Origin of the sequence: Paenibacillus yanchengensis (assembly GCF_042684845.1) — a bacterium.
GTDB lineage: Bacteria > Bacillota > Bacilli > Paenibacillales > Paenibacillaceae > Pristimantibacillus > Pristimantibacillus yanchengensis.
The window spans coordinates 114769-135524 of sequence record NZ_JBHUMH010000063.1 but is presented as its reverse complement, the minus strand read 5'-3'; the positions used below and the strand labels follow the sequence as shown (position 1 = coordinate 135524).

General features: G+C 41.1%; 18 protein-coding genes. All 18 read left to right on the top strand.

What is annotated here, in order from left to right; all coding sequences use genetic code 11:
• Positions 1-27 precede the first annotated feature (27 nt).
• The gene (gene atpG, locus ACFSTH_RS19540) at positions 28-888 is read left to right on the top strand and encodes an ATP synthase F1 subunit gamma (protein ID WP_377773805.1); all 861 of its coding nucleotides are present in this window, start codon (positions 28-30) and stop codon (positions 886-888) included.
• A gap of 32 nt (positions 889-920) precedes the next feature.
• Entirely contained in the window at positions 921-2327 is a 1407-nt protein-coding gene (gene atpD, locus ACFSTH_RS19535) for a F0F1 ATP synthase subunit beta (RefSeq protein WP_377773803.1), read from the top strand.
• Positions 2328-2348: 21 nt separating this feature from the next.
• Entirely contained in the window at positions 2349-2750 is a 402-nt protein-coding gene (locus tag ACFSTH_RS19530) for a F0F1 ATP synthase subunit epsilon (protein ID WP_377773801.1), read from the top strand.
• A gap of 157 nt (positions 2751-2907) precedes the next feature.
• Positions 2908-4545 (top strand): spore germination protein, encoded by a 1638-nt coding sequence (locus ACFSTH_RS19525; protein WP_377773799.1) that lies wholly within the window; start codon positions 2908-2910, stop codon positions 4543-4545.
• Entirely contained in the window at positions 4532-5746 is a 1215-nt protein-coding gene (locus ACFSTH_RS19520) for a Ger(x)C family spore germination protein (protein WP_377773797.1), read from the top strand. The genes ACFSTH_RS19525 and ACFSTH_RS19520 overlap by 14 nt, the downstream gene beginning before the upstream one ends.
• A gap of 8 nt (positions 5747-5754) precedes the next feature.
• Positions 5755-5991, top strand: coding sequence for a hypothetical protein (locus tag ACFSTH_RS19515; protein WP_377773795.1), 237 nt, complete (start codon positions 5755-5757; stop codon positions 5989-5991).
• Positions 5992-5993: 2 nt separating this feature from the next.
• Entirely contained in the window at positions 5994-7205 is a 1212-nt protein-coding gene (locus tag ACFSTH_RS19510) for a GerAB/ArcD/ProY family transporter (RefSeq protein ID WP_377773793.1), read from the top strand.
• A 101-nt stretch (positions 7206-7306) separates the two neighbouring features.
• A complete protein-coding gene (locus ACFSTH_RS19505) occupies positions 7307-9013 on the top strand; it encodes a proton-conducting transporter transmembrane domain-containing protein (protein WP_377773791.1) in 1707 nt (568 codons plus the stop codon).
• The gene (locus ACFSTH_RS19500; RefSeq protein ID WP_377773789.1) at positions 9013-10596 is read left to right on the top strand and encodes a complex I subunit 4 family protein; all 1584 of its coding nucleotides are present in this window, start codon (positions 9013-9015) and stop codon (positions 10594-10596) included. The genes ACFSTH_RS19505 and ACFSTH_RS19500 overlap by 1 nt, the downstream gene beginning before the upstream one ends.
• Positions 10562-11311, top strand: a complete 750-nt coding sequence (locus ACFSTH_RS19495; RefSeq protein WP_377773787.1) for a proton-conducting transporter transmembrane domain-containing protein — start codon at positions 10562-10564, stop codon at positions 11309-11311. The genes ACFSTH_RS19500 and ACFSTH_RS19495 overlap by 35 nt, the downstream gene beginning before the upstream one ends.
• Positions 11312-11407: 96 nt before the next feature.
• Positions 11408-11608, top strand: coding sequence for a hypothetical protein (locus ACFSTH_RS19490; protein ID WP_377773785.1), 201 nt, complete (start codon positions 11408-11410; stop codon positions 11606-11608).
• Positions 11609-11893: 285 nt separating this feature from the next.
• Positions 11894-14821 carry a S8 family serine peptidase gene (locus ACFSTH_RS19485; RefSeq protein WP_377773783.1) on the top strand — a complete coding sequence of 976 codons (2928 nt, stop codon included), beginning with the start codon at positions 11894-11896 and terminating at the stop codon, positions 14819-14821.
• Positions 14822-14910: 89 nt separating this feature from the next.
• Positions 14911-15147 (top strand): DUF1146 domain-containing protein, encoded by a 237-nt coding sequence (locus tag ACFSTH_RS19480; RefSeq protein ID WP_377773781.1) that lies wholly within the window; start codon positions 14911-14913, stop codon positions 15145-15147.
• Between the two features lie 299 nt (positions 15148-15446).
• The gene (gene murA, locus ACFSTH_RS19475; RefSeq protein ID WP_377773779.1) at positions 15447-16925 is read left to right on the top strand and encodes a UDP-N-acetylglucosamine 1-carboxyvinyltransferase; all 1479 of its coding nucleotides are present in this window, start codon (positions 15447-15449) and stop codon (positions 16923-16925) included.
• 140 nt (positions 16926-17065) lie between these two features.
• Positions 17066-18250 carry a stage II sporulation protein D gene (spoIID, locus tag ACFSTH_RS19470; RefSeq protein WP_377773777.1) on the top strand — a complete coding sequence of 395 codons (1185 nt, stop codon included), beginning with the start codon at positions 17066-17068 and terminating at the stop codon, positions 18248-18250.
• A 64-nt stretch (positions 18251-18314) separates the two neighbouring features.
• Positions 18315-19076: a peptidoglycan DD-metalloendopeptidase family protein gene (locus ACFSTH_RS19465; RefSeq protein WP_377773775.1), complete on the top strand. Its 762-nt coding sequence runs from the start codon at positions 18315-18317 to the stop codon at positions 19074-19076.
• Positions 19077-19257: 181 nt separating this feature from the next.
• A complete protein-coding gene (gene spoIIID / locus ACFSTH_RS19460) occupies positions 19258-19557 on the top strand; it encodes a sporulation transcriptional regulator SpoIIID (RefSeq protein WP_377773773.1) in 300 nt (99 codons plus the stop codon).
• A 99-nt stretch (positions 19558-19656) separates the two neighbouring features.
• The gene (mreB, locus tag ACFSTH_RS19455; protein ID WP_377773771.1) at positions 19657-20646 is read left to right on the top strand and encodes a rod shape-determining protein MreB; all 990 of its coding nucleotides are present in this window, start codon (positions 19657-19659) and stop codon (positions 20644-20646) included.
• Positions 20647-20756 lie beyond the last annotated feature (110 nt).

The window sequence follows — 20756 nt, the reverse complement described above, 5'->3', positions numbered from 1 at the left end:
TGAAGCAATAAAGGCAGGTGTTATCATATGGCAAAAAATATGCGCGATATTAAGCGTGAAATTAAAAGTAAACAAAGTACGATGCAGATTACAAAAGCGATGGAGATGGTTGCCGCTTCTAAGTTGCGGAAATCGCAAGAAGCTGCGCAAGCTTCTCGTCCTTATGCGGAGAAGTTGAAGGAAGTAGTAGCCAGTATTGCTGCTGGAACGACAGATGTCACTCATCCGATGTTGGAGAAACGTGAGATTAAACGAACAGGCTATCTTGTCATTACTTCCGATCGCGGGCTAGCTGGCGGGTATAACTCAAACCTTCTTCGACAAGTGATGCTGACGATTAATGAGCGTCATACATCTGCAGATGAGTATGCATTGTTCGTCATTGGCCGTAAAGGTCGTGACTATTTCCGTCGACGTAATATGCCGATTGTAGAAGAAATAACAGGACTGCCTGATTCACCTACTTTTGGAGATATAAAAGCAATCGCTTTTGAAGCGGTGAAAAACTTTGCCGAAGGCAATTATGATGAATTGTATGTATTTTACAATAAATTTGTTAATGCACTTACGCAAGTTCCATCGGAAATGCGTTTACTGCCACTGGATGAATTTTCGGATTCTACAACAGTTGCTCAGTACGAGTATGAGCCGTCGGCTGAAGGCGTGTTGGAAGTACTTTTGCCTAAGTATGCAGAAACACTTATCTATAGTGCCTTGCTAGATGGAAAAGCGAGTGAGTTTGGTGCTCGAATGACGGCAATGGGTAGTGCAACGAAAAACGCGAAGAAAATGATTGATGAATTGACATTGACGTACAACCGTGCACGTCAAGCAGCGATTACACAAGAAATTTCAGAGATTGTTGCGGGAGCTAATGCACAATCCTAATGTGAGATAAGAAGGAACCAGGAGGGAAAACAATGAAAAAAGGACGCGTTGTATCCGTCATGGGTCCGGTTGTCGATATCGAGTTCGAACGTGGCAGCCTGCCAGCAATTATGAACGCAGTCAAAATTCAGCACAAGGCGACAGCGGGTAGTGTAGATATTAATCTAACACTCGAGGTAGCGCTACACCTTGGTGACAATATGGTTCGTGCTGTAGCAATGAGCACAACTGATGGACTAGTTCGTGGTATGGATGTTATTGACACCGGCGCAGCAATTACAATTCCTGTCGGCGCACCGACACTAGGAAGAGTATTTAACGTATTAGGCGAACCAATTGACGAAGCTGGCGATGTGAAGTCTAAAGTGAATCATCCTATTCACCGTAGCGCACCAGCATTTGATGAGTTGTCTACACAATCCGAGATTTTGGAAACTGGAATTAAAGTTATCGATTTACTAGCACCATACGCCAAAGGTGGTAAAATTGGACTATTTGGTGGAGCAGGGGTAGGTAAAACGGTTACGATTCAAGAGCTAATCAACAACATTGCTCAAGAACATGGCGGTATCTCTGTATTCGCCGGTGTTGGTGAGCGTACACGTGAAGGTAACGATTTATATCATGAGATGAAAGATTCTGGCGTACTTAGCAAGACGGCGATGGTATTCGGACAGATGAATGAACCACCAGGCGCTCGTCAACGTGTTGCACTAACTGGTCTTACAATGGCAGAATATTTCCGTGATGAAGAAGGAAAAGACGTTCTACTATTTATAGATAATATTTTCCGTTTTACGCAAGCAGGTTCTGAGGTGTCCGCACTTCTTGGTCGTATGCCTTCAGCCGTTGGTTACCAACCAACACTTGCTACGGAGATGGGTCAATTGCAAGAGCGTATTACATCGACGAAAAAAGGTTCCGTTACATCGATTCAAGCAATTTACGTTCCTGCCGATGACTATACAGATCCGGCTCCAGCGACAACATTTGCTCACTTGGATGCAACAACTAACCTTGAGCGTAAAATCTCAGAGATGGGTATATTCCCAGCGGTTGATCCACTAGCATCTTCTTCTCGTATTTTGAGCCCAGAAGTTGTTGGGGAAGAACACTATAACGTAGCACAAGGCGTAAAACGTATTCTACAGCGCTATAAAGAGCTACAAGATATTATTGCGATTCTTGGTATGGACGAGCTTAGTGAGGAAGATAAGTTGACGGTTTCACGTGCTCGTAAAATCCAACTTTTCTTGTCACAGCCATTCCACGTTGCTGAACCTTTTACTGGTCTTCAAGGGAAGTACGTACCAGTTAAAGAAGCCGTTCGTAGTTTCAAAGAAATTTTGGAAGGTAAACACGATGATCTTCCAGAAGAATCTTTCCGTTATGTAGGCGCTATTGAAGAGGCCATTGAGAAAGCTAAAACGCTTGTATAGAGTAGAGCAGGAGGAATGCAGATGAATACCGTCTTGGTAGAAATCGTAACTCCTGAGCGTAAAGTATACGAGGAACAAGCGAATATGGTCATTGTAACAGGGCTGGAAGGTGAGCTTGGCATTTTGCCAAATCATATTCCATTTGTTACACCACTTCGCATAGCTCCCGTTACGATAAAACGCGATGGAAAATTAGATATTATCGCTGTTCACGGCGGTTTTATAGAAGTGCGTCAAAATAAAATAGTTATTTTGGCAGAGAGTGCAGAGCTAGAACGAGATATTAATATCGAACGAGCGGAAGCAGCGAAGCAGCGTGCAGAACAGCGGCTAGGTGTTGCTCGTCGTGACGAAATTGATTTCCGTCGTGCAGAACTAGCACTTCAACGTGCGATGAACCGTTTGAAAGTGAAACAACATTAATAGAACAAACAAATGAAAGCTTTTCTTTGAGCAGAATGCCGCACTTGGTGCATTCGTTCAAGGGAGAGCTTTTTTTGCGTTGTAACATACATAATTCTACTAAACAAAGACATCCTAATAAGTGAGCTATCCTTATCGCTGGAAAGGGGAATGGTGTATGAAAGCAGCCGAGACTAGCAGGCATGGCAAACGAAAGAATAAAAATGAAATGCCGATAGTGGAGCAACATAAACAGCAGCAAGAACAAGAATATACTAATAAACCTTTGTTTCATACGATTGAGCAAAACGAAGCTTTTATACGGCGGGAGCTTGGTGGTAGTCCAGATGTCGCCATTCGTAAGTTTTATTTGGGAGCGGATGGGCAAGAAGAAGTGATGCTTGTTTATGTAGATGGAATTGTGGAAGAGGATAGTATTAATCGGCAAATATTAGAGCCACTGCAGCGAAGAACGGAATCGCAGTATAAGGGGGGCGCAGCGACAGATGACTCCCTTCAAGTAGAGCAGATTAATATTCTCACCTTGAAAAATAAATTAGTTTCGATTTCCGTATTAGAAGAAGTAGAAGATTGGGCGAAATGTTTCAAATATTTATTTTTATGCGGTTGTATTATTTTTACGAGTGGCACGAATAAAGCGATTTTTGCTAAAGTATCGGTGACGGCAGGCAGATCGATTGAAGAACCGACGACAGAGATGACTGTTCGAGGTCCAAGAGAAGGTTTTACAGAGTCGTTATTTGTTAATATGTCATTGTTGCGCAAAAAAATTCGAAGCCCAAAACTATGGTCAGAAGCTTGGACGATTGGTGAAGTGACACAAACGCCAGTCAGCTTAATTTACATAAAAGGGTTAGCGGATGAAACGATATTGGGAACGTTGCGAGAGCGACTAGATTCCATAGACATTGATGGTATTTTGGAAACAAATTATATAGAAGAATTAATTATGGATCAGAAGTGGACGTTGTTCCCAACGGTAATCAATAACGAGCGTCCTGACACTGTTGCCGCATCCTTGCTTGAAGGTAGAGTCGCTATTATGGTCGATGGCTCACCGTTCGCTTTAATTATGCCCGTATCATTGAATTCATTTTTTCAAGCAGCAGAAGATTATTATCAGCGGTATGATATCGCTACTTTCTTGCGAGTATTACGCTTTGTTTCTTTTTCGATAGCATTGCTAATGCCTTCTCTCTATGTAGCGATTATTGGTTATCACCAAGAAATGATACCAACTCAGCTGTTACTAAAACTAGCGGCGCAGCGAGAAGGAGTTCCGTTTCCTGCTTATTTGGAAGCATTTTTGATGGAATTCGTATTTGAAATTTTGCGAGAAGCAGTATTGAGAATGCCGATAGCTGCTGGGAATACCGTTTCGATTGTAGGCGGTTTAGTTATAGGGCAATCGATCGTTGAAGCAGGGATTGTATCTCCGGCGGTCGTAATTGTCGTATCTTTTACAGCTATTGCGAGCTTTGTTTCTCCGGCTTATAACTTAGGTATAGCTGCTCGGTTAATTAGATTTATTTTGTTGCTAGCTTCATCTACTTTAGGTTTCTATGGGATTAGTATGGTCATTATATTGCTTCTACTCCATTTGGCACATTTGCGTTCGATCGGAATGCCTTACTTAAAACCATTCGCACCATTTTTCAGCAGTGATATGAAAGATACTTTCGTCCGAGCGCCGCTATGGAAGATGCAAAAGCGTCCACAAATGCTGGCAGAAGAAAACAGTCAAAGAGAAGATGTACAAATGCCAAAGGAGGAACATTCCGGTGGGCAAACATAAAAGGATACAGCAATGTCTATTACTATTTTGCTCTATGCTGCTGTTGAGTGGTTGTTGGGATTTGAAGTATTTGGATAAGTTAGGTGTAGTAATGGCATTAGGTGTTGATGAGGACCCTACGGAGAAGGGGCGGCTACAGTTAACAGTTCAGACCGTATTAACACAAAATACTACCCCAAATACAAAAGTAATTTCTAATGGTCCTCCGGTAACTACTTTTACCGAAACTGGTGACACGATGTTCGAAGCTATTCGGAAGATGACATCAAAAACGTCAAGAAGACTTTTTTTCTCCCATACACAAATACTCGTAGTTAGTGAAGGTATCGCTAAAAAAGGGGTTTATCCAATTATTGATATTATTGAACGTAATCCTGATATTCGTGGTGATATCGTCGTTATTATTGCGAAAGGTGTTACGGCGAAACAGATGCTAGAGATGACTACACAGCAAGAAACAGTACCTGCCAATCAGCTATATGAAATGGTGTCCATGAATGAACGAATTTATGGTACTAGTAGAAAAACGACAGTACAAGATATTGTTCGCTCTGCAGATATTGGTAGTCATGAAGCAGTCGCGGCGGCGATTAAAATAGTAGGTAATAAAAATAAAAGTAATAGTGAGCAAAATATCGCAACTATGCCAGCACAAGCGTACCCTAATGTCGTAGGAGTAGGTGTATTCAAACAAGGGAAATTGGTAGGATACTTATCGCCAATGGAGGCTAGAGGGCTAAATTGGTTAGCTAGTAATGTTGCTTCAACCGTTATTAAATTGCCTTGTTTTAGTTCCACAAATAGTTTAATGGTTGAAGTTCTGGATACAAAAACAACTATTAAAACAAGAAGAGTGGCGGAAGATGAACCGTTTTTTCAAATTGAAGTAGAGACAACAGGTAGCGTGCGAGAAATAATGTGTGAAAACTTAAATATTTCAGAAGAAAGTGTACTAAATCAGATTGGTGAGTTGACCAGTGAGCATATTAAAGCTGAAATGGAACAAACGATAGCTACTTTGCAAAAAAAATTAAAAGCTGATGCGTTAGGCTGGGGAGAACAAGTCTATCGCCATCAGCCAAAAGTATGGAAAAAAATTCACGAGCAGTGGCAGGAAAAGTTTCCGCAAATCAAATACGAAATCATTTGTAAAACAGTAATTAGAGGAACGGGTGTACGAGATGGCGCAGTTACGGAGTGAGAATAGCGATGTTTAGTGTTGTAATAGCAGGCATAGTATCTGTATTGTTGATGTATTTCTATATTGTTTACTTGTCCCGCAAACGCCAATTCAAAGAATTGAGTGTTTCATTACTGTTGTTGCTCCTTGGTGCTTGGATGTATATTGGCATGCTGATGAAGTGGCCAGTACCTAACCCGCTACTAGGTATCGAGGTAGTTATGAAGCCGTTTGATCGGCTTTTTCATATGTTGTTGGGAGGTTGATCATGATGGGTAAACAAACGGATGTTAACAATACACAAATAACAGCAGGTCAAATAGCCAAGTTACTATTTTTGTTTTCATTGGGGACAGCAGTTTTAACTATTCCAACGTTGGTTACTATTTTGGCCAAACAAGATGCTTGGTTGGTAATGCTACTGATTATACCAATCCATTACGGTGTATTGTTGATTTATTTGGGATTAGCTAAACGGTTTCCGACGATTACATTTGCTGATTATGTAGAAAAAATAACTGGCAAGTGGATTGGTAAAGTTATTTTAGTTATGTTTTTAATTTATTTTATAACGTTGGCCGCTTTGGTTTTACATAACATTAGTGATTTTCTTAACTTATCTGTCCTGCCTAATACACCACCATGGTTTATTAGTATTTCTTTTATGGTAGTAGTTTTGTATGGTGTGTTTCTCGGTATTGAAACGTTAGCTAGATTAGGCGATGTAATGTCTGCGGCGATAGTTGTTGTTATTTTTATTGTAGTTATTGCTTTACTAAATAAATTCAACATCCATCACATGGAGCCAATTTTATATAATGGGTGGTCTACCGTTTTTCGAGGGATGCATTTACTAATGGGGTTTCCCATTGCGGAATGCGTTTTTATAACTATGATTTTACCGATGGTAAAAACGGATGAACGGAAACAGTTACCTAAGAAGTTGTTGTGGGCTGTTATAACAGTTGGGATTGTTGGTTTTACTCTCGTCTTACTATTGCAAGGTGTACTAGGAGTATATGAAACGAGTAGAAGTCGGTTTGCTATTTTTGATATGGCGAAAAATATTAACATTGAGGAAATTTTAGTGCGTGTAGAAGTATTGGTTGCCGTTATTTGGATTGGATCTTCCTTTATGAAGATGGCCATCGTGCTCTATGTTATTTGTTTGTTAACATCCCATTTATTTAAGCTATCCACTTATCGTCCAGTAATTATTCCGTATATTATGATTATCGTCCCTTTATGTATGACCATGTATCGAAACGTTGAACATATGCGCCAGTTTTCGATAAATACTTGGTCGACATATAGTGTTATTCAAGGGATTGTTATACCGTTAATTTTACTTATATTGGCTACTTTATTTCGCAAACGAGAAACGAAGCACGAACAGCAATCCAAAGCAGGTCAAAATGATGATAATCAAACGAATGATATAGAAGATGATGACCCATTGTCGGTAAGTACCAATAATTAATTTGGTCAAAAACGCAACAAACTGCTGTAATTATAGTATTAACAATAGAGTCGTATGACCTATATGTTAATCGTTCGCTATAATTTAAGGAGGCAGCGGCAATGACACACCTGTATTCACAATCCGCGTGGCTAATTCCTCTATTACCATTTATTTCATTTTTATTTCTAATAGCGCTTGGCAAAGGTAATCAACTGGCGGGAAAGCTGATCGGTATATCTTCATTGTTTCTGACGCTAGTCCTTTCGACTCTAGTGTTAACGGAGCGATTGGATGCTAATGCGACCGAATATAATCATCACTTCACGTGGTTAACCGTTGGGCCCTATGCTCTGCAGATCGGTTTTGAAATTACCAACACGATTGCTTTTTTGCTCGTTGTAATTAGTGCCATTGGCTTACTCGTATATATATATGCTGCTGATTATTTGAGCAACGATGAGCGTGCCACTGTTTTGTTTGGCTACTTATCACTGCTCATGTTTGCTTTGTTAGGTTTAACAATTGCTGATAATTTGTTTATGTTTTATGTATTGTGGGATATTGCTGGTATAGCTGCTTGGTTGCTTATTACGTTTTGGGTCGATCGACCGCTGTCGCATCATCGTTTAGCTACACCAACATTTATGTTGATCAAGTTAGGCGATGTGTGTTTGTTGTTGGCGGTGGTTGTTCTGTTGTTTTACATGCCAGACCATTCTGTGAACTTTACGATGATACAAAATGTATTTCACGGATCAGGAAGCGTAGTAACTATGAAAGTAGCTATAACAGCGACGTTGCTCATCATTGTTGCTATCGCTAGTCGTACGTTCCAATTTCCATTCTATATATCAACTCCTGCTATTGCAGCGGCACCACTACCTGTTTATGCACTAGTGTTTGGTGGGATGATGGCATTGCCAGCTATTTTTTTGGTAATTCGAATGTTACCAGTGATGGAAGTAGCTGCTAGTCTATCATCGATTGCTATCTGGTTTGCTATAGTGACGATGCTGCTCAGTGCATTGTTAGCTTTAGGTACGAAAAGGGCTAGTCATACTTTGATATATTTAGCGATGAATCAAATCAGCTTTTTATTACTTGGAGCGATTACTGGTGCTGTACAAGCGACGGTGCTGTATAGCAGTTTATTCGTTTTTGTACAAACTATATTGTATTTGACTTACCGTTATAACAGTCGTTGGACGAAAATTGCGTTTGTTGCAGCAGCGTTATCGTATATGGCTATTCCGCCAATTGCTCCATTTTGGACGAAAAGTATTATTTTACAGCAGTTGTGGGAAGAGAAACCATCGCTAGCGATGTTAGCGATAGTAGCTAGTAGTTTGACATTTATCGCCCTAGTTCGATTAGTACGACATATCGTTGCACCTCCTACATCGGATACTGAAGCGTTAGAACGACGTCAGGAGCCGGTAACTGCTACTGTTCAAGTCATCTCGCTAGTAACTATACTAGTTATTGCGGCTTGGACAATGATGGAAATGTTTGGACTGCAAAAAGTGGGCGCGTGGTTGGAAGTATTTCAGTATCAGTGGCAAGAGTGGTTTGTTTCTCCATGGCAACAGCCAGTCGTCTGGATTAACTTGGTGGCTACAGTGCTAGCTTGTGTAGTAGGCTTTAGCTGGAAACGACAAACGCAAGCGGCACAGGAGTCGAACCTAGTAGAGGTGGTAGTAGAGCGACAGTTCTATACGAAAGATATTTTATATTACTTGTTGGTATGGCCCTATCAAAAGTTGGGTTGGTTACTTATAACAATTACCCTACTTCTTGTGCTCTGGTATGGAAAGGGGCTATTGTAATGATGGAATTACAGCATGTTCCGATATTATCAATCATTTTGTTTGCACCATTGTTTGCGCTGGTGTTGCTGTTAATAGCTCAGCAAGGCAAGTGGTTACGATATATAGCAATTAGCGGTTCTTTTGTGCCATTAATTTTGATGCTATGGTTATATGTAGATTTTGATCAAAATTTTGGATTTCAAGCCTACAATGAATCGTATGTATGGGCAGTTGTTCCATTGCCGTCTGGAGAGGGCGCAGCAGTGAGTTATATGTTGCAATTCGCCTTGGCGATAGACGGCTTATCGTTACCTATGTTAGTCGTGGTGACATTAGTGGCGGCAATATCCAGTTTGGCAGCTGTACAAATAAAAAAACGGCGCAAAAGCTTTTTTGCTTGGTTCTTTATTGTCCAGTATGGGGCGATTGGTTTATTCATGGCTGATGATTTATTGCTTTTGCTACTCTTTTTGGGAGTATTGCTCCTTGCTTTTTATTTTTTAATTGGCATTTGGGGGAAAATGAATCGTGAAAAAACGGCAACGCAGTTTATAACTATCCATGCTTTAGTTTATTTATTAATCTCGTCCGCCATTATTTTGCTAGTGATGATGACTGGCGGCAATCAAATAGAAGAGGGAAGTACAGTATCAACGGTATATAGCAGTCAATATATCGATATTATTCGCTATATTATAAGCGAACGCCCAGATCATAGCGTGTTGGATGTCGTCTTTATACTGCTAATTATAGCATGTCTCCTTATTATGCCGACGATGCCGTTACACCGCTGGTTTATTCGTTTATTTGAACAAGCAGCTCAGCCAGTAACGATGATGTATGTAGCTATTGTTTCTAATTTTGCAGTATTTAGTTTTATTCGATTCGTTATATTGTTATTTCCTCAACAGATGGAACGTTACCGCTGGATTATTATTATCATTGGATTAGTACAGTTATTATATGGTGCGTGGTTTGCCTTCCGGCAGCGGCACTTTACTCGATTACTTGCGTATTTGTCAATCGTGCAGAGCGGGATCGTGGTGTTAGGGCTCGCTACTTCTAACGAACTGGGCTTGTATGGTGCTGTGATGCAGACGATTGGTTATAGTAGTTTAATGACGTTATTATTATTTCTTGCAGGTGTCATTTATGAGCGAACGTCCACTTTGCAGCTCGCAGCACTACATGGATTGGCTCGAAGTATTCCGTTTATTTGTGGCATTATGTTGGTCGCTGTTCTCGCTATCGTTGGGATGCCGGGGTTTGCTATCTTTACTGGGCAGTTGCTTTCGTTATCTGGTATATTTGCGACATCGCCATTACTTGCTGGATTGACGATAGCCGGCGTGTTTTTATATGCTGTTGCTTTCATTAGAGCGGTAATTACTTTTATTTTTGGCGAACGGCAGTTACAGTGGCAGACGATTAAGGATGCTCGGCTTATTGAAGCATTCCCGATGATGATAATGATCGCTTTCGTTGTTCTACTTGGTGTATTTCCGGATATATTAACGGGGAAATTGGATCAAAGCATCGGAGTGTATATCGAGCATTTGATGTGGGATGTCGTTGGGGGTGACGCTGATGCATTACGTTAGTATAGCGAGCCAGTTAACAATCATGCAGTCGATAGCTTTTCTTGCGGTAATTGTATTGCTGGGAGGATGTTGGATGCAGTGGCGACAACGAAACATTTGGAAGCTGCTAGCGTCAGCTGCATTGATTCATGTTGGCTTTTTGTTAGCTGCTATTTCAGTAGGGGCTGCGTCCTTAACAGATGGGTTTTGGAAAGTGATTCTTTACTATATGGTAGCTCTAATTTTAGCATTAATAGGAATGTGGATAGTAGCTTATCATATACAAAAAACTGCGGGTCACACTGATTTGCGAGGGTTTGCTGGATTATATTATCGAGCACCTGCCGTGTTAGTTGCTGTAACGTTGTTGTTATTGTCACTTGCTGGTCTACCGATTACACCACTTTTTTGGGGAAGATTATTTGTCATTATGGCGATGACGCAAGCAGAAGCGTATTGGTTAATTGCGGTTAGTCTTGTGGCAGTATTGTTGTCGTTTCGTACGTATTTTTCATTTTTCAAACAAATGTTTATGCGTAGTGGCGGAGCGATTGGATATACAAATAAACAGCAGTGGCAACGAAGTAAACAATCGGAGCTGACGAATTCGATAGCAGAGATTGAAAAATCGGATGCTAATGGAAGTATAGCGATTCCTGTAGCTGCTCAAGTTGCCTTGTGGCTTACTGTTGCATTGACTTTGTTATTAGCTGTATATCCGGGGCTGTTATTTTAATCACAAAATGAAAAATTACTATCGTGTGAAATATCACTTCGTTCTCTTAAAATCTCTTGTATGATAAAGGTAGACAAAAGCAAGGGAGAGATGATCATGACAGAACGAAATGCGACATATGGATTATTACACTATTGCTATAATTGCCCGGATGCAGAACATTGTCCTACGGAAGATATATGCCAGGCTTGCTGGGATAAAACAGATGCAGTACTGCCGAATCATACATTACATGCGGAAGAAGCGACCGAAACAGAACAGACGAAAGAACAAATGCGTCGTTATTGGATCGATTGATGGTCAGCTTGGAAATATGGAATGTGCAATCATACAATATAACATAGGCTGATCTATCCCTTTCAGGTATAGAATCGGCCTTTTGTTTTTCCTATATCCAATAATTACATAGCACAAAAGACATATTTTTGTCGTGAAAAGAAGGTTTCTATACTAGGGAAGCAGAATTATTAAGTTAAGTAGACTTTGTTTTGCAAAAGTAGACATGAAACGCAATTTTATATGCAGCAATCATGAAGTTATTGTCGAAATGACGACAAATTGATAGAAAAGGCAGCGTAAACTATGGTAATGAAACAAAATGAGAAACAAATAAAGTTTTATAAAATAATATTGTTAGTGATCGTAATAGCCGTTGCTAGTTTGCTGTACGATAAGCCAATGCTAGTTTCAGCTGCTGATGTAGCGGAGACAAAGCGAAATGATAAGCTACAATCAGTTTCTGAGGAAATGCTAGAACAGACGGACAGCTGGATGATCAAATGGCATAGTGCAGAAGATATGCGCGAGCTGCCTGGTGTTACTATTCGTAAGGAACAGAAGGAAACAGCTGTACAGGAAGTGGTACCATCTGATCCTGGGGTAGATATTACTTACTGGCTATCACAGTTGGCGGAGCAATCTGATATTACATATATTCATCCGAACTTACCTGTACATGTATTACAGCAGGATATAGAGCAGCAGCTTGAAAAACAAGCGAAAGTCGCTGCTGTAGCAGCTCCTACTACTCGTCCCAATGATCCTCATCTAGAGAAGCAAACTTATTTGCGTCAGATCGGTGCATTCGAAGCTTGGAAAACGGTGCGAGAGCAAACGGAACTGAAAATTGCAGTTGTTGATACGGGTATTGATTTGAACCATGCTGATCTTAGCGCTAATTTGATTGCTGGTTACAACGTATTAGCACCGAATAAATTACCGCAAGATGATAATGGTCATGGTACTGGTGTAGCTGGTGTAATAGCGGCAGCCGGCAATAATGGCATTGGTATAGCAGGGATATTATGGAATGCAAAATTGATGCCAGTGAAAGCACTGGATCAAAACGGTGATGGTACGGAGCGTGATTTGGGAGAAGGTATTTTACAAGCAGTTCGTGGTGGGGCAGATATCGTAGTATTATCTGTTGGCCTGTATGAGCATTCTCCTTATATGGAAGATATCGCCAATTATGCCGAAGGACAAGGTGTTTTGTTAATTGCAGCAGCTGGCAATGATGGTCAGCAATTAGGTGGACGAATTGCTGTGAAGTATCCGGCGGCATATCCGACCGTTTTGGCGGTAGGGGGAGCGACAACTGATAACAAAGCAGATTTACGTACAAATAGTGGTCCAGAGCTAGACTTAATTGCACCGTGGAAAGTATATACGACGAAGCTTGGAGGGGGATATCATTACGATGAAGGTACATCATTAGCAGCTCCGCAAGTAGCTGCTGCTGCGGCGCTAGTATGGGGACAAGATCGTCAGATGAAGCCTTACGAAGTTCGTACATTACTAAAACAAACGGCACGTGATATCGGTAGCAAAGGACATGATAATCTATCAGGTTATGGTTTGTTACAGGTGGATCTAGCAGTGAAAGCGAAGACGAAGCTTGATCATCGAGAACCGAACAACAGTGAGAAATCTGCGAGTAAGCTACCATTGCAAGCAAAAGAGCAAGCGGAGTTAAGTAATTCCGTTGATCAAGATTGGTACTACGTCGAGGCGCCTTATAGCGGCGAGGTGGTGCTTAAGTATGAAGCTATATTACCGAAAGGAAAGTCTTTTGATCCGGTCGTAGTGACGCAGCTAGTAAATGGTAAAGTACGCCAAAGTGAAACGGTAAAAACGAATGGAAAGTCGATTACATTTGCCGTAAATGAAGGAAAGCATCACTTTAAAATAGCCTTTGCTAATCCTAAATCTGCTACGAAGCAAGCTTACGTATTGACCAATCAATTTCGGATGAAAGCAGATCGGTATGAGCCAAATGATAAAATGAGCCAAGCGTATGTGTTGCCGCCGAGAACGCAGCAAGTGGTAGGAAATTTTCATAAGCAAGCAGATCGAGATTGGTATGTTGTGGAATTCAAACATCATGGCGAACTGACAATTTCGCTTAGTACCGACACGGTGCGGATAGATCCTAGTATCGCTGTCCAACGTTCAACAGGAAAACTGACGGTTTATGATAAGCAAGGGGACGGAAAAACCGAGTATACGCCGGTTATCGATGTTGCTCCGGGTAGATATTATATTCGTGTATATAATGCAGTGTCTTCGGAAGCGAGTGCTACAAATGGCGAATATAAGTTGAATATGGAGTACAATCGAACCTACTCTGATCCAAATGAACCTAACAACCGTTCCCAAGATGCTACGACGTTGAAACGGGGCGTAGAACATTTAGGTGTGTTTGCAAGTAGTGGAGATAGTGATTGGTTTACTTTCCGTTTAGACAAAGATAGCACATCTCAAATTAACATAACTGGAATACCAGAGTCAGTCAGCGTAAAGCTGGAATTATTTAATAAAAAAATGACAAAACTGCAAACTACCTATTCCAATAAGCAAGGAACGTTAAATACCGAGGCACGGGTGATGCAGTCAGGTGTATATTATGTTAAGCTTGTGTCAGACCAGTCTTTTGATCATCAATTTTATCGATTGAATTGGAGCTATGAACATCTCGTTGCTGGTTATCGTGATGTTAGTAATCATTGGGCGAAAAAAGAAATTGTTGCGTTAACTAATCGAAAAATTATTCAAGGTATGGGGAATTATCGTTTTGCACCTGATCATTCGATTACACGAGCAGAAGCAGTATCGATGATCGTCAAAGCATATAAGCCGATTGCTACTTCGGCAGCAAAGCGAAAATTTACAGATGTCACACAGCAGCATTGGGCAAGTCAGTCGATAGCAAGGGCGGTAGCGCAAGAGTGGATCGATGGATTTCCGAATGGTACGTTTCGACCGGATCAGCCGATTACGCGAGCAGAGATGGCGGCGTTGATTGCACGTGCAGAGAAGTTGCAGTTGTTTACCCCTTACTTTAAGCCTTTTAGCGATGTTGCTATCTCAGACTGGTACGCACCTGTCTTGCATACGATGAAAGGTGCTAAGAAGATTGAGGGCGACGCATCCAATCAATATCGACCGAAAGGAAAAGCGAGCAGAGCTGATTTCGCTGTATTGTTATACCGTTATGTAGTAGAAAAGTAATTGTGTAATTACATGAAACATGCATGATTCATACATAATTGCACACACTAGTTATAATGCTAAGCGGGAGAGGAACGAGTGAACTAGTCATGGAACATGGTAGCGCAGTAGCAGGGTTGTTTGCGATTACCGTCAACTTGCTTAGTATCGTATTCATCTGGGTACTTCTGCAAGACTTCAAATGGGATCGAATATTTCATCGTCCACGTGGAGTGAAATCGAGAATGTTTCAAGTAGTGGCAGCTGTCATTATCGGACATCTCTTTTCACAATTTATTTTGCAATATTGGGATTATACGAGTATGTTAAAGGGTTTTTTACAATAATCGAATATTTGGGGAAGTATGAAAGTATAGAATAGGGTTGAAATTTGTTAAAATAGGCAAAACTATGTCGAGAGTATGTGGAGCACTATTTACTTTTGGGACATATCCTCCTTAAGACACATTATGAACGAAAGCAACAGTTTTAGCTTGTCGATTCATACCAGTGAATGTTAATATGTTATGTGGGCTTACTATGTAATCTATGGTAAAAAAGCAGCGCTGTCGTTTTTAATTTTTGAGATGTAGAAGCGAACAGTGCCTTTGGAATAATAAAATGTTTGCGCGGAGGGAATAGAAAGATGGCAAAAATTATCGTCCGCGGAGGTCAGCGACTAGAGGGGACAGTACGTGTTAGTGGTGCAAAAAACGCAGTTCTTCCTATATTAGCTGCCTCATTATTGGCGACGGAAGGATCAAGCGTTATCCATGACGTTCCCCTCCTCGACGATGTTATGACGATCAAAAATGTATTGGCTTCTTTGGGTGCACAAGTTACTTATGAAGATGAAAAAATGAAAATCGCAGTTCCGATTATTTCTAATTATGAAGCACCTTACGAATTAGTACGCAAAATGCGTGCTTCGTTTCTCGTAATGGGACCTCTACTTGCACGAATTGGTCATGTTCGTATCTCATTGCCTGGTGGCTGTGCCATTGGTACAAGACCAATCGATCAGCATTTAAAAGGTTTTGAAGCGATGGGAGCAACAATTACGTTTGGACAAGGGTTCGTAGCTGCAAAGTCAGATGGTAAATTAAAAGGAGCTAAAGTATATTTGGACGTAGCGAGCGTAGGAGCTACTGAAAATATTATGATGGCTGCTGCTTTGGCAGACGGAACAACAACGATTGAAAATGCAGCTCGAGAACCAGAAATTGTCGATCTTGCTAACTACATTAATGCGATGGGTGGCAAAGTTCGCGGTGCAGGGACAGGCACTATTCGAATCGAAGGAGTCGAAAGACTTCATGGAGCGAATCATAACGTCATTCCTGATCGAGTCGAAGCTGGTACTTATATGATAGCTGCTGCTATTACAGGTGGAGATGTGTTTGTAGAAGGGGCGATTGCTGACCATTTGGCACCCATTATTTCCAAAATGGAAGAAATGGGAGTAGAGATCGAAGAAAACGATAATGGCTTACGTGTTCGGGCTTCATCAAAGCTAAAAGCGGTCGATGTGAAAACATTGCCTCACCCTGGATTTCCTACAGACATGCAATCACAAATGATGGCTTTATTGCTAGCATCTGAAGGTACGAGTGTCGTGACAGAAACTGTCTTCGAAAACCGGTTTATGCATGTGGAAGAATTTAAAAAGATGAGTGCTCAAATTAAAGTCGAAGGACGTTCCGCTATCGTTACTGGTGGTGTGCCATTGTCTGGAGCTAAAGTTACCGCTACCGACTTACGTGCTGGTGCGGCACTAATTTGTGCAGGGCTGATTGCTGATGGAGAAACGGAAGTAACCGGATTACATCATGTTGATCGTGGCTATGTTAATATTACGAGTAAATTGGCGGCACTTGGTGCGGATATTAAGCGCGTTAGTGCAGAAGCAGAACAACTGGCAGATAGTCCAGCTATTGCAGAAGATGTAGTAGCAAGTCGAGTAACAGTTGAAGCAGATCACGTCATTATTACGGATACAGGTAACAAGCAAGTGCCCGATGGAGTAGTACTTACCGAACTACAAGAAGAAGCGGTTGAAGCAGATTTTGCGGCAAAGCGTGATAACGATGCAGTGGTGCTGAAAGTACAACCAACCTGGGCATAATATAGTAAAAGAAAGAAGAGGAGTCGCTAAATTGCTGACTGCTCTTTTTTCGTTTGAAATATCGACAATAATTACAAATCTTCTGACAGCTGTTCTATCCTATCATTTTCGTTCATAGCATAAAAGTAAGTAGGAACGAGATGAAAGGAGATAGTATGCAGCAATATTCTAAAACAAGACACGCTCATAATCGAAAGAATCGCTATCGCATTCATGTTCGTCGGTCATGGTGGTATTGGTTTTCTTTTGGCTTTGTAGGAGGATTACTATTGTTTATCGTATTTTACGAACCTAGCTATGTAGCGACAGTACTACAAACTAATGAATCGTCGGAGTCGGTTACTATAGCAAATGAAAAGGAACTAATAGACGAGCCAGCGATAGTTGTGGAGAAACAAGAGACGCACAAGAAACAAAACGTACCTGCCGACACGGCTAAGGCTAATAGGCCAAACTATGAACCTGTCGTTGCCGTTTATCTGCAAGAAGAGGATAAATTAGAAGAAGTTAATTTGGAAGAATACATATTAGGAGTCGTTGCAGGAGAGATGCCGGCAGAATTCGAGCTAGAAGCGCTCAAAGCGCAAGCGATAGCAGCACGTACGTATATTGTTCGAAAGCTGGAGCAAGGAGCAGATGAGCGATTAACGGAGCGTGGAGCGGATGTTTCTAATACGACTCGTCATCAAGTATATATATCGAAAGATAAACTACAGTCGTATTGGCCAGCAGCTAAACAAGCACAATATAGTAGTAAGCTGCAACAAGCAGTGGAGGAGACGACCGGGCAGATTGTTACTTATGAAGGAACGCCGATTGAAGCGAGTTATTTTTCTACAAGTAATGGGCATACCGAAAAAGCCGCTGACTATTGGGGAAGCGATTATCCTTATTTGCAAAGTGTAGCTAGTCCATGGGATAAACAATTGTCGCCACGTTATAAAGATCAAGTTACATTATCATTGCATCAGTTTTATGAACGTCTTGGATTATCTGGAAAACAAGCTAGTAAAAAGCCTAAGTTAAAAGTAACAGAATGGACAGCAGGAAAGAGAATTAAAACGATGACGATTAATAGTATACCGTTTAGTGGTAAGGAAGTGCGAGAGAAGCTAGAGCTACGATCCTCTCATTTTGACTGGGATGTGAGCAAGCGAGAGATTACATTAACTACGTATGGCTTCGGTCATGGCGTTGGAATGAGCCAGTGGGGCGCTAATGGTATGGCGAAAGAAGGGTATACAGCAGCGGAAATAATCGCATACTACTATAAAGATACATCCATCGAACAAGTTTCGAAGCTTGCAAAAAATAATAGCTATTAAAAAAGTATAACCTCACGTATAAAGCTGCTAGAAATGGTAACAATGGCTAGTGAGGTGATAGATAATGAATGAGCAAAACAAGAATAAGTCAAACCAAAGACCAGAGGAAGCTCCAAAAAATCGAGATGGAGCTACATCTGCCGTAAACTCTAGCAGTGGATGGAAGAAACTATTTGCCAAGCGCTGGATATCCCCAGCACTATTTATGGCAGCGGCAGCAATTATAGTAACCTTAATGTGGATCTATCAGGGAACGGACCCATCCAAAGAAGCATCTGTGCCGTCCGATGTAACTGAAGTGACGCAAGAAGGTGAAGTGGCGGAAGAACAACCAGTAGTAGGGGAAGACACAGCACCGGCACCAGAAGATTTGATGGTAGAAGGTGAAATGATGCAGTGGCCAGTCCAAGATATGATGGCGTTACAGGTAGATACTCCTTTTTATGATGTTGAAGCTAGTGCATCTGAGAAAGAAGCTGCTTTAATGCAAGTGGGTAGTACTTATTTACCGCATATGGGTATCGATCTTGCACACCCAAGTGGTGAAACGTTTGAAGTAGTAGCGGCAATGTCGGGCAATGTAACTTATGTTAACGCACACCCTACGAATGGTTCTATTATCGAAATTGATCATGGTAACGGCTTGGTGACTGTTTATCAAAGCTTGAGCGATGTTCAAGTAGCGGAAGGAACTGAAGTGAAGCAAGGGACGATTATTGCCAAAGCAGGACGCAATGAGCTAGAAAGCGACTTGGGCGTTCACCTACACTTCGAAGCTCGTTTGAATGGAGATAACATTAATCCGAGTGCTTATATTAAAAGTTAATTAAAATGCTTAAAAATGTTGTAATCAAAAAAAAGCAGGAAAGCAGAGAAGTTTTCTCTGCTTTTTTTGATGTTTTTAGAAAATTGTTACACAAAATAACTTGTCAAGCTTGGACACAACGAATATATACTCGACCCACTCATATAATGTACCAAACTATCTCGAGTGGGGAGGCGGGAACGTGCATGATTACATCAAGGAGAGAACGACGAAAATAGGACGTTGTATCGTGGAGACTAGGCAGACGGTACGAACGATAGCCAAGGAATTTGGCGTGTCCAAAAGCACGGTGCATAAAGATTTGACTGAAAGACTGCCAGAAATTAATCCTGAGTTGGCAGATCAGGTGAAGCACATTCTCGAATATCACAAGTCAATCCGTCATTTGAGGGGAGGAGAGGCAACCAAAATCAAATATAAGAAATCAAATGAGAATAAAGATCATGAAGAACGAGAAGTTATGACGGCAAATAAAAAGTAATTGCACTTATCTGTAAAAAAAAGCGGAAACTATGCAGGTTTTTCACCTTTTTCGGCGAATAATAGTATGAACTATTACTCGTTGGGGGATTTAAACCATATGCTAAGTAAGGATATTGGAATTGATTTGGGAACAGCTAATGTGTCGATTCATGTGAAGGGTAAAGGGATTGTACTAGATGAGCCATCTGTAGTAGCTATTGATAGCGATAGCAAAAGTGTATTAGCTGTTGGTGAAGATGCCCATCGCATGGTTGGTAGAACACCAGGCAATATTGTGGTGATTCGTCCGCTTCGCGATGGTGTTATTGCTGATTTCGAGATTACGGAGCTGATGTTAAAGGCATTTATTAATCGTATCGAAGGTCGGAAGCTATTTAGCAGACCGCGTATTTTAATATGTACACCTGCGAATATCACTTCTGTTGAACAGAAGTCAATTCGGGAAGCAGCGGAAAAAAGTGGTGCTAAAGATGTGTTTTTAGAAGATGAACCAAAGGCTGCTGCAATCGGGGCTGGTATGGATATTTTTCAGCCGAGCGGTAATATGGTTATTGATATTGGAGGCGGAACGACGGATGTCGCCGTTCTATCTATGGGCGACATAGTCACCGCCTCATCTATCAAAATTGCTGGCGATAAGTTTGACGCGGCAATTATGAAGTATATTAAAGATAAGTACAAGCTGTTAATCGGAGAGAGAACGAGCGAAGATATTAAAATAACGATTGGTTCTGTGTTTGATGATGGCGAGAGTAATGAAATGGACATTCGCGGTCGTGATATGGTATCAGGATTACCACTAACTATTTCGATTCATACGAAAGAAATTCGAGAAGCGTTGTGGGATCCGGTCATGTCCATAGTTACTGCTGCCAAGTTTGTATTGGAACAGACTCCTCCAGAATTATCAGCTGATATTATAGATCGTGGTGTTATTTTAACTGGTGGTGGCGCATTGCTTGCTGGTATGGATACACTGATGGCGGATCAATTGAAAGTACCTGTATTTATCGCCGAAAATCCGAAGCATTGTGTTGTGAAGGGAACGGGTATTTTGCTTAATCATTTGGACAAGCTTCGCAAGTAAGAGGTGCTGAATGAGCTGTAGCTAAAAAAGTTTTGTCATCGTCTATATAACATCGCGGGGATAATGCCGATATACTGTAGTGTATAGGTTGGAAGATTGGATGGAAATAG